Origin of the sequence: Rossellomorea sp. NRS-1567, from assembly GCF_050467885.1 — a bacterium.
In the GTDB taxonomy this organism is placed as follows: domain Bacteria; phylum Bacillota; class Bacilli; order Bacillales; family Bacillaceae_B; genus Rossellomorea; species Rossellomorea aquimaris_C.
Map to the genome: position 1 here is coordinate 133,268 of NZ_JBITPL010000010.1, position 17,856 is coordinate 151,123.

The window sequence follows — 17,856 nt, forward strand, 5'->3', positions numbered from 1 at the left end:
TGGGTTGAGTTATGGCGGAAGCACAAAAGGGGAGGCGGACCAAAGATTTGAAAATTTATGTAATGGGTTTCCGTCTAATTAATAAACATATGATAAGGGGCTTTAAAAATCAGGGACGGTTCTTACTCTACTATTTCCCCGAAAAGTAGAGTAAGAACCGTCTTAGCTTTGCACTTATTTCATTTTATCCGATAACAACCCTTTGACCGAAGGCAACACATAATCAGGCGTCCAAACCGTCCCCCTCAAATCCTCCTCGGTCGTGACCCCGCTGAGAACGAGTGCTGTTTTCATCCCGGCTTCGATGCCCATCCGGATATCCGTCTCAAGGCGGTCACCGATCATCACGCACTCTTCCGGCTTAAGTTCTAATATTTTTAGAGCTGCCTGGATGGTCAGCTTAGAAGGCTTTCCAATCTGTACATCGATCTTTCTACCGACAACCGCTTCCACCGCCCCGATCATCCCCGCACAGTCAGGAACATCTCCAACCTCTACTGGACAGGTTCTGTCCGGATTGGTCGCAATCATCTTCGCACCAAGCTTGATCGACTGGTAGGCAAAATTCAAATGATCGTAATGAAAATCCCGGTCCCATGACAGCACGACGACATCAACCTCCGCTGGCGTCATTCCTTCCCTGAATCCAGCAAGTGTCAGCTCATCCTTGATCGGCTGCTCACCAATCACATACAATATGGCATCCGGATGATGTCCCCGTAAATAATCAATCAATGTAAGCGTTGGATTCAAAATGTTCTCCAGGCTTGCCTTGATTTTAAAGCCGTTCAACTTTTTCACATAACGATGACGGGATTCAATTGTCTTATTCGTCAGGAACAGCACCTTCTTCCCTTCATCGAGAAGAGAGTTGATGATGGTGTCTGCTCCTTCTATTAATTGCTTACCAAGATATACGGTGCCATCCAAGTCAAAAATATATCCTTTTAGTTTTTTCATTTGTACCCTCCACTCAATAAAAAATTCCTTGAGCATGACGATTTCCCCAATTGAACAATTGGATTTTCGTCATACCCAAGGAATCTCCTGATCTCTATCCTTGTATCTTTTCATTTATACCCGTTGTGTCATCAGATCTTCGCCGATGATAACCTTTGTAGTGCCGAGCTTTGCCACCTCTTCTTCATACGGTTCTTTGTCGGATAAGTGGACGAGAACGATTTTCTTGATCTTATCTATGTCATATTTTTCTACAACTTCTACGAGACTGCTGTGATTGCCTGCCACTTTACGGGCAGAAGTCGCTTCATGGATTAACATATCTATATGGTCATACTCACCAATCCGTGCGTTGATTTCCGAATCGCTCGAATATACGAGTAGCCGGCCGGCACATAGTACTTCAAGGCCGACAGTAGGAACAGAATGTAATGCCTTAAAGCAGGAAAACGTCATTCCACCTCCAGAGAGAAGTTCCTTTTCCCCTTCACCATCAAATGTCTCGATATCAATCGCAAAAGCAATCGGCCATTGCTCGGCTTCCATCGTCGAGAGCCATTCCTTAAGCTTCTTCTCATTACGGTAATCACACAAAATTCTTAAAGGCTTTCTCCTGTCCTCAAGCCACATCCCCCACAGCAAGGAAGGTAATCCATAAATGTGATCAATATGAAAATGGGTGAACACCACTGCATCAAGTTCCCCTAAATCCACATGAAACTGTTTCAGCTTCCGGCAAGGATTACCGCTGACATCGACCAGCACATGATAGTCATTATTCGAGAAACAGATTGATGTATTGTCGCGTTCGGAACCTGGATACGCACTCCCTGTTCCTAAGAAATGAATGTCCATCTCATCACCACCTATTTAATTCCTGAGTGCATAAAGCTTGATACAAATTGTTTCTGAAAAAGGAAGAAGGCGAGCACTAAAGGCATGATGACCATTACCGTACCGGCAGCGACCATCCCCCACTGCGCTCCCGTTTCATATGATTGTGCAAATAGTGCAAGTCCGACGGTCAACGGCCTGGACTCCACAGAATCCGTGATGATCAACGGCCACATGAAGTTGCTCCAATGGTGGCTGACCGATACAAGGGCAAATGCGATATAGGTCGGTTTTGCCGATGGGATATATACATGCCACAGTGTTTGATACCATTTACATCCGTCCATTCTTGCTGCTTCATCAAGATCGTACGGTACCTGCTTGAACGTCTGGCGCATCAGGAACACCCCGAATGCTGAAGCCCAATACGGCATCATAACGGCAAGTTTTGTATTGACGAGCCCGAGCTGGCTGATCACCTGGTAGTTCGGGAACAACAGGATTTCAGGCTGAATCATCAGCTGCAGCAGAAACAGGATGAACAGGACGTTTTTCCCTTTGAAATTCACCCGTGCAAACGCATATGCCGCCAGCGTAACGGTGACTAGCTGAACAATCAATACCCCAGAAACGATGACGAACGTATTGAAGTAATACTGCAAAAATGGTGCAGTCTTCCACGCGTTGACATAGTTTTCAACCGTTGGATTCGAGACCCAGAACGGAAAGCCCCCATTAATCACTTGATTCCCGGGAGAGAAAGAGGTGATGAGGACCCAAAGGAGGGGAATGAATGAAATAATTCCTAAAACAATAATGATTCCATAGTTCAATTTTTTCATTAGATCTTCCCCTCCTTAATAATGGATTTTCCGATCAAGGTACAAATAGTTGAAGGCTGTGATACCGAGCATGATGACAATCAAAATCACGGTCAGAACCGCGGCTTTGCCGAGATCCCAGTTCGTGAATGCTGCCTCATAGATATGATAGAGTAATAGATTGCTCGCATTATCCGGTCCACCCTTGGTCATTATGTACAGGTGGTCGACATTTTTGAATGAATTCGTAATCGCCACAATCATGACAAACAGCGTCGTCGGCATCAGCAGTGGGAACGTGATATGCCGGAACATCTGGAACGGTTTCGCCCCTTCCATCTCAGCCGCTTCATAAACATCCCTCGGTAGATTCTGTAAACCTGCCAGATAAAAAATCATGAAGAAACCCGCATCTTTCCAAATGATCATGACAATCATCGCGATCATGACGGTACCCGGATCCCCGAGCCAGTTCGTGTCGCCCCGGCCGAACATCTGCAGAAAGTTATCGAGCAACCCATACTGAGGGGTGTAGATGAAAAGCCAAATATTCGCTACCGCAATCAACGGAACGATGGTCGGATAGAAAAATGACGTACGAAGCAAAGAGCTTCCAGCCATTTTTTTATTCAACCAGATGGCAAGATACATCGCCAGGAACAAACTTGTCGGCACAGTTCCGATCATGAAGAGGATGTTATTCAGGATGACCTTCCGGAATATCTCATCCTCCAAAACTCCTTTATACTGTTCAAGTCCCGAAAATTGCAGCCTGGTCATCGGCCCACTGTAGAAGCTTAACTGGATCGATTTGAGCGTCGGGTAAAACGTAAACAAACTCAAAAATATGAATGAAGGAAACAGCAGCCCGTAGGCAAACAGATTATTTCTCGCCCCGGTACTGAGTTTTCTTTGCTTCGTTGTCATCTATCGGACCCACCTTTCACTTGAAGTAGGAGCTCAAGTCAGCACAATGCCAACTTGAGCCTCACTCCCTTCATTCTTCCACTGCAACCTTATTCCTGAAAAGGCTCCAACACTTTTTCTACTTTTTCTTGTGCATTGTCCAACCCTTCGTCAACCGGGCTCTGACCTGTTAGGATCGATTGAATATGATCATTGAAGATTTTCTGTACCTCTCCATTTTGATAGGTTGCGAGTTCACTTTCTGCATACTCGAGCTGCTCGCGGGCAACCAGTGCAGGAGGGAATTCCTCTACATACTTCTTCAACAAATCAGTCTCATAAGCTGATTCGGTTGTGGCTACATAGCCTGTATCGATTGACCACTGAGCAACACGCTCAGGCTCTGTAAGGAACTTCATGAACTTGATTGCAGCTTCCTTATTCTCTTTTGGAAGATCTTTGAACAAGTAGATGTTTCCTCCTCCAGTCGGGGAACCATACTCATTGTTCGCCGGCAGGAAGGACACACCGAAATCAAAGTCCGCATTGTTCTTCACATTCGTCAGGTTCCCAGTCGTATGATACATCATCGCCGTTTTTCCACTCAGGAAGTCAGAAGGAACCGTCGCCCATTCAATGACACCCTCCGGCATGATTTTATGTTCCTTTCCAAGGGATAACCAGAATTCCATCGCTTCTTTTGAGTATGGGGCGTTGAAATGTACTTCCTTTCCATCTTGAGACATGATGTTGTCTCCAGTCTGAAGCGCTAAAGCCTGGAACATCCAGTACTGGTATCCGGTACTTGGAATTTCAAGTCCCCACTGGTCCTTTCCTCCATTTTTCGTCAGCTTCTTCCCGTATTCCACCAGCTGATCCCAGTTTTCAGGTGGAGCTTCCGGATCCAGTCCTGCTTCTTTGAAGGCGTCCTTGTTATAGTAAAGGACGATGGTACTGCGCTGGAATGGCAGGCTGTACACCTTATCATCGATGGAAGAGTTCGCCATGAATCCATCATAGAAATCATCCAAATACCCTTGATCAAACATCGGCGTCAATTCTTCAATCAGGTCATTCTCAAGCAATGTGAACAGATCAATGGAGAATAAGACGGCAAGCTCAGGTGAATTTCCTGCCTGAGCCGATGCCATGACCTGCGTCATCGTTTCAGCATAACTGCCACCATATTTAGCATTCACCTTGATGTCAGGATTCTCTTTTTCAAAATCCGCCACAAACCCATCAACGATCTTCGCAACATCCCCGCCAACCGCTACCGGGAACCAGAAATCGATTTCAGTCGTTTCATCTCCCCCGGTTTCACTGCTGCTGCACCCGGCAAGAACGACCATCAACACTAAAACGAATGATAAAACCTTGAACTTCATGCCAATTCCTCCCCTTTTTTTCATAAAAAAACCCATGAACAATAAACTGCATCACAAATAAGTGTCATGCATTTCATTGGTCACAGGGATTTTCCGCATCTCTACCCTTAGACGATAACCTGTCTAATATATATGTCTGATTATTCACAATAATACAATATTAACTAAAAGTTGGCAATGAGATTTCATTTTTTTTACATATTGTTAATAAAAACTCCCCTACTCAAACCGAATCCTCCGCACCCCCACCATTAAAAACACAACCCCAAAACATAGTAGGATGCCAACTGGTGCAACGATATCTGCTATCCCCCCACCTCTTACCGTCAACTCAGCGAACCCTTCCATCCCCCAATACTGTGGAAGGAATTTCGCCACATCCTGAATAAAATTCGGCATGATTCCAACTGGCCAGTAGACACCTGCGAGCATACAGGTGGAGATGATGATGAGGTTGCCGAAGACGGATTGCTGTTCTGACGTTTTGACGAAACCGGCGATAAAGAGGCCGAGTCCGATGGTGCACAATAGTAAGCTTGAAACCAGGATGATGTTTGCGAACGTGTTGCCCCATTCAATATGAAAGACCCATTGTGACACGGTCATCAAGATCCCGAACTGGATCCAGCCGATCAGGAAGAATGCCAACAAGTATCCGCACAATAGTTCCACTTTGGTGGCAGGGGTAGACATCATCCGGTACCAGACTCCATTATGTCTCGCTTCGAGGAGTATTCCGGTACTGGATAGCATGGCAATCATAACGAACATGATCGTGAAGCCGGTGGAACGTGCTGTCAGATTGTTCATCGTTTGCACGTCTTTGTTTTTGGTCACCGAGACGGTTTCAACTGCCTTCGGGACGGATTTCAGTTCTTCTGATATTTTCTTTTGGACGGCGGCTGGGTCTTCCCCTGTAATATCTTGAAAAAATCCTGCAGCCGCCGTGCTGATGTTAAGCTTCACGAGACTGTCATTGATGAGCTGCTCCACAAGGGCCGCTCCTTCGAAGGAAGGAGCGGAAACAAAGACGACTTCCGGTGTTTCCTGTTTTTGATTTTTTTCTTCAAACCCTTTTTCTACTCGTATATATCCCGTTATTTCCTGATTGTCAAACTTCTCGGCAACTGATTCAGCATCAGCCAGTTTGAATTGGAATGCGTCTGTCATTTTCACATCATCAATCAATGCTTTGGAGAAAACCGTTTTGTCCCCATCGACTACTGAAATTTCCGGTTTATACTCCCCATCCCCAGATAGAACCCCTCCGAAGATGAAGGTGAATAAGAGGGGCATTCCAAACAGAAGCAGCAACGTCTGGCGTTTTTGAAAGATTCGTTTGATTTCAAAGACGGCGATAGCTATGATTTTTCTCATCCTCTTTCTCTCCTTATCTATGCTTTAGTTTCAGTGATCCGATCCACAATGCAGTGAGACCGCTCAGTACGAGTACCGTGATGGGCAGGGTAAGCGTATTCCAGGCCGTTCCGTTCATGATGTCTAGTATGCCTCCAAGTGCCCATTTATTTGGAGCGATGCTGGCAAATTGCTGAATGGCATTTGGAAACGAAGCCAGTGGAATCATCGAGCCACCGAGGAGTGCGAGTACTTGCACGCCAATTCCTCCAATGGAGTCTGCCGTTTTTTCTTCTGAGATAAAGCCGGCGATCATCATCGCAAGTCCCGAAACGGACACGGAGTATGCGACGCCGATTAGGATTAGCTGCCATCCATTACTTCCCCAATCCACTCCGAATAGAAAGTGAGTAGCGATGATAAACACGATGAACTGGAGAATGGTAAATGAAAGTGTGCCTAGGAACTTTCCTCCCATGATGGACAAATGGTGGATGGGACTGGTCATCAGTCTGGATAGTGTGTCGGTATTTCGTTCCTGGATGATCGTTTTGGCACCGATCGTGGTATTGAATAGAATAAACATGACTCCCATGGCGGCAGCGTAGTATTGCATGCCTGAAAGGGGTTCTTTGCCATCTTTTTCAGAGGTGACTCCATTTACCTCCGATCCTGCGATATCCGAAAGCTTTCCTGTAAGGTCCTCCATGGTACCGGTGAGATAGATATCCTGATCGGAAACTGGGACAGCCGATGTCATTTCCTCAGCCACTGTTCTGGAAGCTGCAGATACGGTGGTCACCCGATTGGTGAAGGATTCGGTTATGGTGGAAAGGATGGAAGATTGGATTTCTTTCCCAGGAACTTCCAACAATTTAATCTGCATCTTTTCCCCCTTTAAAATTCCCTCTCCCCAGCCTTCAGGGAGTACCAGGCCAGTGTCTATCTTCCCCTTCTCGAGTGCCTTTCTTAAGTCTGCTTCTGTATCAAATTCATTCAGGGTTATGCTTTCCTTCAATTCTTTTCCCTGGAGGGTCTCGTTAAGGAACTGTTCCGTCAGTTGATCTTCTGAACTAACGACGATTCCCGCTGTCAGTTCAGGAAGGGAGCCGCTTTCGCCGAACGCCCCGCTTAAAGCTGAACCAAGGATGGCCGTCAAGACAATGGGCATGAATAACAGGGTGATAAAGGACTTTCCATCCTTGAGGCGGATTTTTACATCTTTCCATGCAATGGTGAACATTCTCATTTCTATCCCCCCTAGTCCCGTAGAGATCGTCCTGTCAGCTGCAGGAAAAGCGCCTCGAGATTCGATTCTTTGATTTCAACAGATTCTATTTTCAAGCCTGCATGGACAGCGGCCGTAATGACGGAGGCTACGACTTCCTGGGGGTTTGGCGCAAATACTTCGATGATGCCGGCTTCTTGTTGAAAAGCAACTTGCGCAGTTCCCGCTACATTTTTCAACATATTCATTGCCTCATCTGATAAGCTTTCGACCTTCATTTGAATAAAGCTGCTTCCGGCTAAGCGGCTACATAGTTCAGACTTCGTCCCCATTGCAATCACTTCTCCATGGTCGATGATACCGACGCGGTTACAAAGAAACTCCACTTCCTCCATGTAATGACTCGTATAGATGATGGTCATGCCTTTTTCGTTTAAGGCTTTGACCGTTTCCAGGATATGATTTCGTGACTGTGGATCGATCCCCACCGTAGGTTCATCCATGATCAACAGTTCCGGCTCGTGCATCAATGCCGCACCGATGTTAATTCTTCGCCTCATTCCGCCTGAAAAGGTTTCAATGCGGTCTTTTCCCCGGTCCTTCAATCCAACAATTCCGAGTACTTCCTCTACCCGTTTCTTTGCCTTGGCACCGGTCAGTCCGTACATCTTCCCCCAGAACAACAGGTTATCCCTCGCTGACATGGTAGGATATAGGGCGATTTCCTGAGGAACTACTCCGATTTTCTTTTTGATAAGCACCGGAAATTTTTTCACAGATTGACTTGAGACCAGCACTTCCCCTTGGTCGTACGGCACGAGACCACAAATCATGGAGATCGTCGTGGATTTTCCCGCTCCATTCGGTCCAAGCAGTCCGAATGATTCGCCCTTTTCGATCGTAAAGGACACATTCTTCACGACCTCTTTTTTCCCATAGCTTTTCTTCAGGTCTTTCACCTCTAACATATCTCCACATCCTTTTTCTCATTGGCTATATCCTAAGTATAGAGGGGATCTCCCCTTTCCAAATCCCTCCAGCGATAGAAATTCCCATAAAAAAATACAGCCTTGGTAGCTGTATTTCATAGAGTCTGTATGCCAAAAGTCATGTTTTAATAATGCGTGATATGATATCTGACGGCAAAGATGGCCGCCTGGGTCCGGTCTCTTAATTGGAGTTTACTGATAAGATTGGACACATGATTTTTCACAGTGCCTTCCGATATGTACAGTTCCCTTGCAATCTCTTTGTTGTTCAATCCGAGACCGAGTTGATTCAAGACTTCCAGCTCCCGTTCCGTCAGTTCCTTCACGATTTCAGGGACTGTGGTGGATTGATCTGAAGGTTGATTCCTTCTCATTTCCCTGACGATATCCGCCGTCAGTGCTTTGGGAAGGACCATGCCACCTGATTGAACCGTCATGATGGCCTGAACGATGGCGTCCGTCGGCATATCCTTCAATAAGTATCCGCTCGCCCCTTCTTCCAGTGCTTCAAAGATGAGTTCGCTGTCATTGAAGGTCGTGAGCATCAGCACCTTGATTTCCGGATAGGAGGATGTGATAAGCTTTGTTCCTTCCACACCGCTCGCGACAGGCATACGGATATCCATCAATACGATGTCTGGACGGAGTTCCCCGGCTTTCTCAAACGCTTCCTGTCCATTGGACGCGACCCCTGCCACATCGATTTCCTTCCTTAGATCCAAAATCGTAGCAAGTCCGTCCCTCATTAATTCCTGATCATCGACGATTAAAATCTTGACCATTTATATTCCCCCCATTTGCCATTTCACCTCAATGAGCGGCACCGTTGCTTTCACAAGGAACCCTTCTTTCGAACTTTCAAACACTGTAGCCCCTCCATGTTCATGGATTCTGTCCCTCATATGTTTCAAACCAAATCCGGGGTTGACTTCCCCTGCACCGGTGCCGTCATCCTGGATGCTGATTTCTACTTTTGTTTCAAAGATTTCCAGGCGGACGCTGCATTCCTTCGCCTGACCATGACGTACTGCATTAGTGATCGATTCCTGAATCACCCGGGTCAGATCCAGTTGAACGGAGATCGGTATGTTGGAGACATCCCCTTTTACAGAGAAACTGGATGTGAGCCCTGTCATCACCTGATAATCTTCCAGTAGCTTTCGAACCGTCGTGACGAAAGATTGTAGCTGATCATCATCCTTTAAGGTCCTGACCGACAGGCGAATTTCCTGAAGGGTTTCCCTCGCCAGACCTTCACATAGCTGGATCTTCTGTTTGCTCGTTTCTGGCCGGGCTTCCAGGAGCTCCCTAGCTACCTGAAGCTGGACGAGAAGCGCCGTCATTTTATGACCGACCGTATCATGGATTTCACCAGAGATCCTGTTTCGTTCACGTACCAGGGTCAATTCCTCCACCTGACTGGCGTAATGATGCAATTGCTCATGAGCGGAGGTTAACGCCGTATGGGTCTCCTGCAGTTCCCCGTACTGGGTTTCGATCTTCGCCTGTGCACGGAGCAATTTATGGATGAGCCTTCCGACGACTGCTTCAAACACAATCAAGCTGAAATTGATGAGATTTTCCATCACCGAGAATGTACCGGTAACCCGGTAAATATAAAACAAGCACAGAGCCCAGATAATGAAAAAGGCAAAGGTGAAACCCAAAAGAATCCTTTTATCTTCTGTGAACAAGAAAAGGGTCACCGCATTCACACCGAACAGAATCAAATAGAGGGCTGAGTCCGGATAAAAAAACACAAATCCGGTAATCAAGACGAAATCCAGTGCCAAGGGAAGGGGATAATATGTATGTTCACGTGTTGATACCAGCAATAGATGATTCACGATAAAGCCTATTCCGGCTATGAACACATAAATGAGTTGAGCGGTCGTATGCGTTCCAACCGAAGTATAGTAGATGTAACTGATCATCATGAACATGACCAGACGGAGACTGCTCAAGAACGTTAGCTTCACGGGATCACCTCTATCGTGTGGTTTTACTTCCTGCTCGATTTTTCAGAATAGTATAAGTAGAATATATTACCATTATAATCTTAATTTGGTAGTTTGGTAAGGTGATAATGAACAATAGATGGGAGTGGTAACGGTATGTTCAAGGACAGAAGCTTCTTTGGGGAAGAAAACTATGCGCTCATTGTTCAAGAATAAGCTGAACACTTGAAGCGAGAATCAACTTTCTCAATTCCTGAGTTGCAAAGGAATAGCCAACATCAATTGATGTTGGCTATTCGAGTCCATAATGATTAACTTTTTCACAATGCAACCATCAATCACCATCTTCAGTATAAGAATGCTTGCTATTAGTAAGCTTCTGTAAATCTTCTCGATAGAATGTATCCTTCAATTCCTGCATCTTAAAAGGAATGATAGGTGAAAGATAAGGAACACCGACCGATTTCAGACTCACCATATACAAAATTAGAATGGTTGTCCCAATTATGATTCCATTAAATCCAAAAAAATTAGCCGTTATCAAAAATAGTATTCTTAAGGTGGAATCAGGTTCCACCAGTCCTCTGTTAGCTCCCAAAAAACTGGAAAGAGCGGTTATCCCTATGACGATCAGACTGACTGGGTGGATCAATTTGGCGGTGACCGCCGTTTCACCAATGACGATTGTCCCGATTAACGACACCAATATGACCGCGCTTTGCGGAAGACGAAACGAAACATCTACTAATATTCTTACCAAGAATAAAAGAATGGCGATCTCCCAAAAGGTTGGCAATAGTTCATCGTCGGAAATGATTGCTTTTGAAATCTTGTTTGGTAAGTCATCTTTATGAAAATTTGCTAACGCTATGTAAACCGCTGGCAGGTACACTCCTAATAGAAAGGCGATAAAACGGATGATTCGGCTCGTAAATTTGCCCATTGATATGTGATAATCATCAGGTGCCTGAATAAAATCGATAAATAAAGCAGGAGCTATGATGGCGAAAGGGTACCCGTCCACAATCAGTACCACTCTTCCTTCAAATAAGGAAGAGACTGCCCCGTCAATTCGTTCTGAATGTCTAAGCCGGGAAAAAATAGATTTTGGCTTTCCTTCTAATACATCCTCCAATACTCTTTCACTAAGGACATACTTTAAGTTGAGACTATTTAACCTCTTTTTGACTTCTTTTAATATCCCTTTATCGACAGTGCCTTCTATATATAAGATGGAAACAGTTGTTGGTGAAGTGGTGCCAATTTCTACTATTTCCACACACAAATCCGGCGTTTTTAATGAACCTCTTATCAAATTGATATTTGTCTTCATCTTTTCTGTTAATCCAATTTGTGGACCTCTTACTGAACGTTCTCCAATTGACGCTTCGACGCTTCTTTCTGCCCACTTGGGAGATGGTATAATGATGCCTTCTCGAAACCCGTTAATCAGTAATACGGTACTTCCTTGTACGATGGCATCGATCAATTCTTGATACTGAGAAGTGGTTTTCACATCTGCAGATTCAACTATCCTTCCAATGATTTGATCGATGAGTGTTTCATTAAAATCTATTGACTTGAATGATTCTAATAACGGTCCTACCACATAATCCTGAATAAGATCTGTATCGATAATTCCGTCTAAGTAGACAATATTCATTTCGAGGGAACCTTCGCTGCCAGACTTTATATTTCTTACGATAAGGTCAGATGTATCGTGAAAGGTATTTTTTATATTTTCTATATTTTCTTTTAGGCACATTTCTATTTTAGGCATCCTTCATCCTCCCTAAAGTTAGTATGAGGAGTTGCCAAGATACTATACTTTGTGGAGGAAACCTAAAATAACAAGCTAAATAAGGCAATAGCCAGAGACGCCTGGCTATTGCCTTATTTGTTCAATAACATAGTAGGTTTTTTTCCGCACGATTTTAGTTTTCCCTGTATTGGCAACACAGCAGAATCCTTCATCTCCATCTACTTCACTTCGCCGAGGGTCTGACCCCAATTTCCTGCCCCCATCAAGTAGAAACCTCATCACTCGAGTTGCAAGCTTCATTGCTCATCTTTTTCCTCGTTTTTCTTCCGCATCTTCGGCAGGCTCATGGCTTTGATCTCCCGTTCTTCAAAGAAATTTCCAATCCTCGTCATGATGAACGTGACGAGGGTGGCGAAGATGACAATCGAATAAAACCCTGCTCCAATTCCGATTCCGACACCGCCCACGTAGAAGATCATTGCAGCGGAAGTGAGTCCCTTCACCCGCAGTCCATCTTTCAGGATCACGCCTGCACCTAGGAACCCGAGCCCTGATACAATCTGGGCAGCCAGACGGAAGGGATCCATCATTTTTCCGCTATCCGGCTGACTGAGCATCTCTGCGCCTTCAATCGATACGATCGTGATCAACGTACATGCCACTGACACATACGTATATGTTTTTAATCCAGCGGGCTTGTTTTTCGCTGATCGGTCCCATCCGATGACGAATCCCAATACCGCACTCACCACGATCCGGAAATAAATATCATGCTGCCAGAAAAAGTCCTCTAGTCCATTTATGTAATGTAGCATGTCGGCCTCCTCCTTAAATGAAAAAGAGACCTCTCCACAAAACGAATACAGGATTTCTTCACCAACTATGAAAAAATCATATAGTTCGCCGCATGGGTATCTCATCTTTTCTTTCTACCAAGTGGCAATCCTTAAAATATTCTTTTTATCGTACACCACTTAATTCTTGATTTCAATCTTATTTCCAACACAATTGAAAGACTTAGATTCTACTCTCGTTATTCTCTCCTTAAAATACAGCAAAAATAAGCGTATCCTTCCATCCCGGATACCCTAAGATGTCATTCCAAACGTGCCTCTTTTCCGGACAGTCTTGAATCCTAACCGTTTATAAAGCTTTATGGCTTCCGGATTGTTTTGATTCACGTGGAGGACGACGGATTTCATACCATCTTGTCGGAGGTCTTCTAAGCATTTACAAGTCAATAAAGCAGCAATCCCTTTTCCCCGCCACTCCGGAATCACACCCACTTGAATGATATACCCGATTGTATCAGTCTCCTGATCGGTAGCTATGAACCCTACCGCCTGGTCATTGACATTCGCGATATAGGAACGTTCCGGTAGAAAATCAGAACCGGACGATATCCACTCCACCCACTTCTCCCTGGGCCAGCCTGGAAAACCGGGACGGTCCTTAAATGAAGCCTCGTAAACTTCATAAAATGGCTCTTTCAATGACGGTGACCAACTTTTGAAAATCAAAGGAAAAGGTGCTTCGATTCTGGGGATGTCAGTTAAGGAGTGTTCCATCACATATTCTTGGAATACCAACTCATAGCCCTTTTGTTGATATTCCTGAATGATATCATCTGTTATGTTTTCACATTTAATGTTCTTCACGTCGTTCATCCATTTCGGCCTCCGTTCCATTACATACCTTGATAATCTGAAGATACCACGCCCGTTGCATCAGGTCCACACTAGGCCTAAACATGGATCGTAAAAGAGAGTTAAAACAACAGTATAAAGAAACACCGGTTGAAGCAGGTGTCTTTCAAATCTTGAATCAGCAAAACAATAAAATCTATATCGGAAGGACGAAAAACCTGAAGACCCTGAACGGGATCAAGTTCATGCTTGAAAACAATGGATTCACCACCAGCAAAGCGTTACAAACCGAATGGAACCAGTACTGGAAAGACGCTTTCACATTCAAGCTGTTGGAAAAACTGAAAAAGAATGATGATCCATTTGCACTGAAAAAGAAGCTCTGGATGAGTTGGAAGAAAAGTGGTTGGAGAAACTGCAGCCGTATGGAGATCGGGGGTATAATCAGAAGTAGGTATGGTTATCACAATACAATCAGCCATGAAAAACGCTCAGAATTTTTTATCTCTGAGCATTCAACATTCTCAAGACAAAATAAGGGCTTACCCAAACTCGGATAAGCCCTAAAATGGTTATGTTAATCACACTCCTACAAATATCCTTATGCTGTCACCATCAATCTCGACTGTCTTCATGCTTTCCCTTTTCTCAAACACCATGCTCTTAATTAAGAGGCTGCTTTGCAGTAAGTCTTCAAATTGCTCCACTACCTCTTTCATTGAATAATCGACATCCAGGACAAGATTCACACGCTCTTCCACAGGCAAGTTCAGTTCTTTTCTGTATTGCTGTACGGCGCGAACAAGCTCACGGGCTTTTCCTTCTTTACGCAAATCCTCTGTGATGGTTGTATCCAGGAAAACACTGAAGGTTGAGTTTGAAGCCATCTCCAAACCTTTATGTGTTTTTTGATGAACGATGAGATCATCTTTCTCTACCGAAACTTTTTCTCCTGTTGGAGACTCAAAGTCAAGATGCCCTTGTTCTACAACCTTGCTTGCTTCTTCAGGGTCTAACGATTGTAAATGTTTCTGAACAAGTCCCACGAGCTTACCGAGTTTCGGGCCGGCCGTCGGGAAGTTCAGCTTTAATTCATATTGCACGGAATCTCCTGCTTGGTCCTGCAATTGGACATTCTTTACATTGATTTCATCTTGAATGATGTATTCATACTTCTTAAGTAATTCCGTATCACCCTTCGCTCCCACTACCGTTAGCCTGGATAGAGGCTGCTTTGTTTTGATATTCGTCGTATTACGGGCGGAGCGGGCAAGTTCGACTACTTGTAAGACGCGATCCATTTCCGTTTCCAATGCTGGATTGATGTCTTCTTGATTTACTTTAGGAAAATCAGACAGATGGACGCTTTCATTGGTTAAGTTCATGTGGATATCCTCTGCAATGAACGGAGTGAATGGTGCCAGCAACCGGCTGACACTGACTAATACTCGATTTAATGTATGGTATGCTGCCAATTTATCTTCATTCAACCCTTCGCTCCAGAAGCGTTCACGTGATCTGCGGATATACCAATTACTCACTTGATCAACCAGGATGGATAATTCTCTTGCTCCTGCGGTAAAGTCATATTGATCTAAATGGTCCGATACGTTTTTGATAACCGAATTCAGTCGTGATAACATCCACTGATCAAGTAGAGACGGAGTTCCAGCCTCGTGTTTATGAGGATCGAATCCATCAATCACTGCATACAGGGTGTAAAAGGAATGAACGTTATTCAGCGTGTCGACCAGTTTCGATTTTGCCTGGCTGACTACGTTTTCTGAGAAGCGTTTGTTATTCCAAGGGGCACTATCTGCAAGCAATGCCCATCTGAGAGCATCTGCCCCAAACTTCTCAACGAGATCCATTGGATTGATGACATTCCCCTTACTTTTAGACATTTTCCGTCCGTCTTCATCCAGTATGTGCCCGAGTGATAGAACACGCTTATATGGAGCTTTCCCTGTGAAGAGGGAGGAAACCGTCAACAGACTGTAGAACCAGCCCCTCGTTTGGTCCACCCCTTCGGCAATCACATCTGCCGGGAATTGTTGATGAAATAACTCTTTGTTTTCAAATGGATAATGATACTGTGCAAACGGCATCGAACCACTGTCAAACCAGACATCGATGACTTCTTTCGTCCTGTTCATTTCATGGGAACAGGACGGACATTCCACGATTACTTCATCGACATATGGTTTATGAAGTTCAAGATTGTCCTTCCAACCCCTGATCGCATGTTCTTTTAGATCCTGAATGCTTCCCGGGACATACTGATGATCACATTCCCCACAAACCCAAACGTTCAGTGGTGTTCCCCAATAACGGTTCCTTCCCAGGTTCCAATCCACCATATTTTCAAGGAATTTCCCAAACCTTCCTTCTTTCATATGATCCGGATACCACTCGACGGATTGGTTGTTCTTTAAGATGGTCTCTTTTATGGCCGTTGTCTTGATGAACCAGCCTTCCATTGCGTAATAGAGGAGCGGTGAGTCACAGCGCCAGCAGTGTGGATAGCTGTGTTCATACTTCTCCTTGGAAAAGAGAAGATTGCTATCCGCCAACATCTTGATGATCTTCACGTCGCTTTCCTTTGTGAATTCTCCTGCAAGAGGCGCGAATTCGTTGGTATAACAGCCTTTTTCATCGACAATATTGACAAAATCCAATCCGCTTTCTCTGATGGCATTATAATCATCTTCACCGTGAGCGGGAGCCAGATGAACAATCCCCGTTCCGCTATCGTCGGTCACAAACGATGCCGAAATCACTTCATGCCCGCGGTCAAGCGCGAGATTGTTGAATGGCGGATGATATGAAACCCCTACAAATTCGTGCCCTTTATGCTCACTGACCATTTCGAAGTCGTCTCCCAACACATCGTTCACAAGGTTCTTTGCCAGGATATACGTCTCTTCACCCTGTTTAGCTTTCACGTAATCCACGTCTTCATGGACGGCGAGGGCCACATTGGCAGGAAGCGTCCAAGGTGTTGTCGTCCACCCTAGAAAGTATTCATACTCTTTTCCTTCCACCTTGAATTTAGCTGTCGCGGATAAATCTTTTACATCCTTATATCCTTGAGCTACCTCATGGGAACTGAGGGAGGTTTGGCAGCTCGGGCAATAAGGAGCGACCCGATGCCCTTGATAGAGCAACCCTTTCTCATGGATCTTTGAAAGAATGTGCCAGACACTTTCGATATAATCATTCTGAAGGGTTACATAGGGATCATCCATATCGACCCAGTATCCGATTGCCTCCGTAAAGGTGCGCCACTGTCTCTCATAATCGAAAACACTCTTTTTACATTCATCAATGAATTTCTCAACACCATATTCCTCGATTTCCTGTTTACCGGACACGCCGATTTTCTTTTCGACGCCTAATTCCACCGGCAGGCCATGTGTGTCCCAACCCGCCTTACGTTTGACTTGATATCCACGCATCGTCTGATACCTGGCAACGAAATCTTTGATCACACGCCCGAGGACATGCCCGGCATGGGGAAGGCCGTTTGCTGTCGGCGGTCCTTCATAGAACACAAATGACTTCTGCCCTTCACGGTTGGCTACTGACTTTTCAAAAATATGATTCGAATTCCAGAAATCCTGGATCCGCTGCTCTCTTTCGACCGACTTTTCGTTTACATTCACCTTTTTCATGTCATCACACCTCTATTTTTTTGTAAATAAAAAAACCCGTCCCTAACCTATGTTAGGGACGAGTTTTAACCCGCGATACCACCCAGATTCTGTCCATAAACTCGATTTCAAGTTTAGTCGACAGCGCTCATTCAACGTACAATTATACGCGTTCCTTTTAACGGCGGAAACCCGTCAAAGCTTAAAGTACCTTCAGCTTTGCTTCTCGGAGAGGATATTCAATATGATCTGAACGTTGACTTCCACCAAATCGTCAACTCTCTGTAGAACAGATTCCATACCTACTCGTTCTCGTCATGGAATGTAAGTGATCCAATATATGTTAGAACAAATG

General features: G+C 44.8%; 14 protein-coding genes, 2 pseudogenes and 1 other annotated feature. Of the genes and pseudogenes, 1 reads left to right on the forward strand and 15 read right to left on the reverse strand.

The genetic code is table 11. The features are described 5' to 3' along the window. Window positions 1-174: 174 nt before the first annotated feature. From ACIFOD_RS06310 to ACIFOD_RS06375, 14 genes and pseudogenes are all read right to left on the reverse strand, one after another. A complete protein-coding gene (locus ACIFOD_RS06310; protein WP_430313953.1) occupies window positions 175-960 on the reverse strand; it encodes an HAD-IIA family hydrolase in 786 nt (261 codons plus the stop codon). A 114-nt stretch (window positions 961-1,074) separates the two neighbouring features. Beyond that, complete coding sequence (locus ACIFOD_RS06315; RefSeq protein ID WP_430313954.1) at window positions 1,075-1,815, reverse strand: MBL fold metallo-hydrolase; 741 nt, start codon at window positions 1,813-1,815, stop codon at window positions 1,075-1,077. Window positions 1,816-1,826: 11 nt separating this feature from the next. Beyond that, window positions 1,827-2,636, reverse strand: coding sequence for a carbohydrate ABC transporter permease (locus ACIFOD_RS06320; protein ID WP_430313955.1), 810 nt, complete (start codon window positions 2,634-2,636; stop codon window positions 1,827-1,829). 15 nt (window positions 2,637-2,651) lie between these two features. After that, window positions 2,652-3,542: a carbohydrate ABC transporter permease gene (locus ACIFOD_RS06325; RefSeq protein ID WP_397551881.1), complete on the reverse strand. Its 891-nt coding sequence runs from the start codon at window positions 3,540-3,542 to the stop codon at window positions 2,652-2,654. A gap of 89 nt (window positions 3,543-3,631) precedes the next feature. Continuing rightward, window positions 3,632-4,909, reverse strand: coding sequence for an ABC transporter substrate-binding protein (locus ACIFOD_RS06330; RefSeq protein ID WP_430313956.1), 1,278 nt, complete (start codon window positions 4,907-4,909; stop codon window positions 3,632-3,634). A gap of 219 nt (window positions 4,910-5,128) precedes the next feature. Continuing rightward, window positions 5,129-6,286, reverse strand: coding sequence for an ABC transporter permease (locus tag ACIFOD_RS06335; protein ID WP_430313957.1), 1,158 nt, complete (start codon window positions 6,284-6,286; stop codon window positions 5,129-5,131). A gap of 13 nt (window positions 6,287-6,299) precedes the next feature. Then, complete coding sequence (locus tag ACIFOD_RS06340) at window positions 6,300-7,514, reverse strand: ABC transporter permease (protein ID WP_430313958.1); 1,215 nt, start codon at window positions 7,512-7,514, stop codon at window positions 6,300-6,302. Between the two features lie 271 nt (window positions 7,515-7,785). Then, a pseudogene (locus tag ACIFOD_RS06345) lies at window positions 7,786-8,461 on the reverse strand (ABC transporter ATP-binding protein); the annotation flags it as partial. Window positions 8,462-8,607: 146 nt separating this feature from the next. Next, window positions 8,608-9,264 (reverse strand): response regulator, encoded by a 657-nt coding sequence (locus ACIFOD_RS06350; protein ID WP_430313959.1) that lies wholly within the window; start codon window positions 9,262-9,264, stop codon window positions 8,608-8,610. After that, a complete protein-coding gene (locus tag ACIFOD_RS06355; RefSeq protein WP_430313960.1) occupies window positions 9,265-10,461 on the reverse strand; it encodes a sensor histidine kinase in 1,197 nt (398 codons plus the stop codon). Between the two features lie 313 nt (window positions 10,462-10,774). Further along, window positions 10,775-12,220: a spore germination protein gene (locus ACIFOD_RS06360; RefSeq protein ID WP_397551875.1), complete on the reverse strand. Its 1,446-nt coding sequence runs from the start codon at window positions 12,218-12,220 to the stop codon at window positions 10,775-10,777. A 105-nt stretch (window positions 12,221-12,325) separates the two neighbouring features. Further along, window positions 12,326-12,502 carry a hypothetical protein gene (locus tag ACIFOD_RS06365; RefSeq protein ID WP_430313961.1) on the reverse strand — a complete coding sequence of 59 codons (177 nt, stop codon included), beginning with the start codon at window positions 12,500-12,502 and terminating at the stop codon, window positions 12,326-12,328. After that, window positions 12,499-13,017: an MgtC/SapB family protein gene (locus ACIFOD_RS06370; protein ID WP_187443304.1), complete on the reverse strand. Its 519-nt coding sequence runs from the start codon at window positions 13,015-13,017 to the stop codon at window positions 12,499-12,501. The genes ACIFOD_RS06365 and ACIFOD_RS06370 overlap by 4 nt, the downstream gene beginning before the upstream one ends. Window positions 13,018-13,290: 273 nt before the next feature. Beyond that, on the reverse strand, window positions 13,291-13,869 hold the full coding sequence (locus tag ACIFOD_RS06375) for a GNAT family N-acetyltransferase (RefSeq protein ID WP_430313962.1): 579 nt from the start codon (window positions 13,867-13,869) through the stop codon (window positions 13,291-13,293). An 83-nt stretch (window positions 13,870-13,952) separates the two neighbouring features. Here ACIFOD_RS06375 and ACIFOD_RS06380 point away from each other — a divergent pair. Further along, window positions 13,953-14,302: pseudogene (locus ACIFOD_RS06380) on the forward strand (GIY-YIG nuclease family protein). Between the two features lie 127 nt (window positions 14,303-14,429). Here the strand turns inward: ACIFOD_RS06380 and ileS are convergent. After that, window positions 14,430-17,522: an isoleucine--tRNA ligase gene (gene ileS, locus ACIFOD_RS06385; RefSeq protein WP_430313963.1), complete on the reverse strand. Its 3,093-nt coding sequence runs from the start codon at window positions 17,520-17,522 to the stop codon at window positions 14,430-14,432. A gap of 51 nt (window positions 17,523-17,573) precedes the next feature. Further along, window positions 17,574-17,829, reverse strand: a binding site (T-box leader). Window positions 17,830-17,856 lie beyond the last annotated feature (27 nt).

Coding starts and splice junctions, on each gene's coding strand:
- ACIFOD_RS06365 (WP_430313961.1), bottom strand. CDS start 12,502: ATGAAGCTTGCAACTCGAGTGATGAGGTTTCTACTTGATGGGGGCAGG.
- ACIFOD_RS06370 (WP_187443304.1), bottom strand. CDS start 13,017: ATGCTACATTACATAAATGGACTAGAGGACTTTTTCTGGCAGCATGAT.
- ileS (WP_430313963.1), bottom strand. CDS start 17,522: ATGAAAAAGGTGAATGTAAACGAAAAGTCGGTCGAAAGAGAGCAGCGG.
- ACIFOD_RS06320 (WP_430313955.1), bottom strand. CDS start 2,636: ATGAAAAAATTGAACTATGGAATCATTATTGTTTTAGGAATTATTTCA.
- ACIFOD_RS06330 (WP_430313956.1), bottom strand. CDS start 4,909: ATGAAGTTCAAGGTTTTATCATTCGTTTTAGTGTTGATGGTCGTTCTT.
- ACIFOD_RS06360 (WP_397551875.1), bottom strand. CDS start 12,220: ATGCCTAAAATAGAAATGTGCCTAAAAGAAAATATAGAAAATATAAAA.
- ACIFOD_RS06335 (WP_430313957.1), bottom strand. CDS start 6,286: ATGAGAAAAATCATAGCTATCGCCGTCTTTGAAATCAAACGAATCTTT.
- ACIFOD_RS06375 (WP_430313962.1), bottom strand. CDS start 13,869: ATGAACGACGTGAAGAACATTAAATGTGAAAACATAACAGATGATATC.
- ACIFOD_RS06310 (WP_430313953.1), bottom strand. CDS start 960: ATGAAAAAACTAAAAGGATATATTTTTGACTTGGATGGCACCGTATAT.
- ACIFOD_RS06325 (WP_397551881.1), bottom strand. CDS start 3,542: ATGACAACGAAGCAAAGAAAACTCAGTACCGGGGCGAGAAATAATCTG.
- ACIFOD_RS06315 (WP_430313954.1), bottom strand. CDS start 1,815: ATGGACATTCATTTCTTAGGAACAGGGAGTGCGTATCCAGGTTCCGAA.
- ACIFOD_RS06350 (WP_430313959.1), bottom strand. CDS start 9,264: ATGGTCAAGATTTTAATCGTCGATGATCAGGAATTAATGAGGGACGGA.
- ACIFOD_RS06340 (WP_430313958.1), bottom strand. CDS start 7,514: ATGAGAATGTTCACCATTGCATGGAAAGATGTAAAAATCCGCCTCAAG.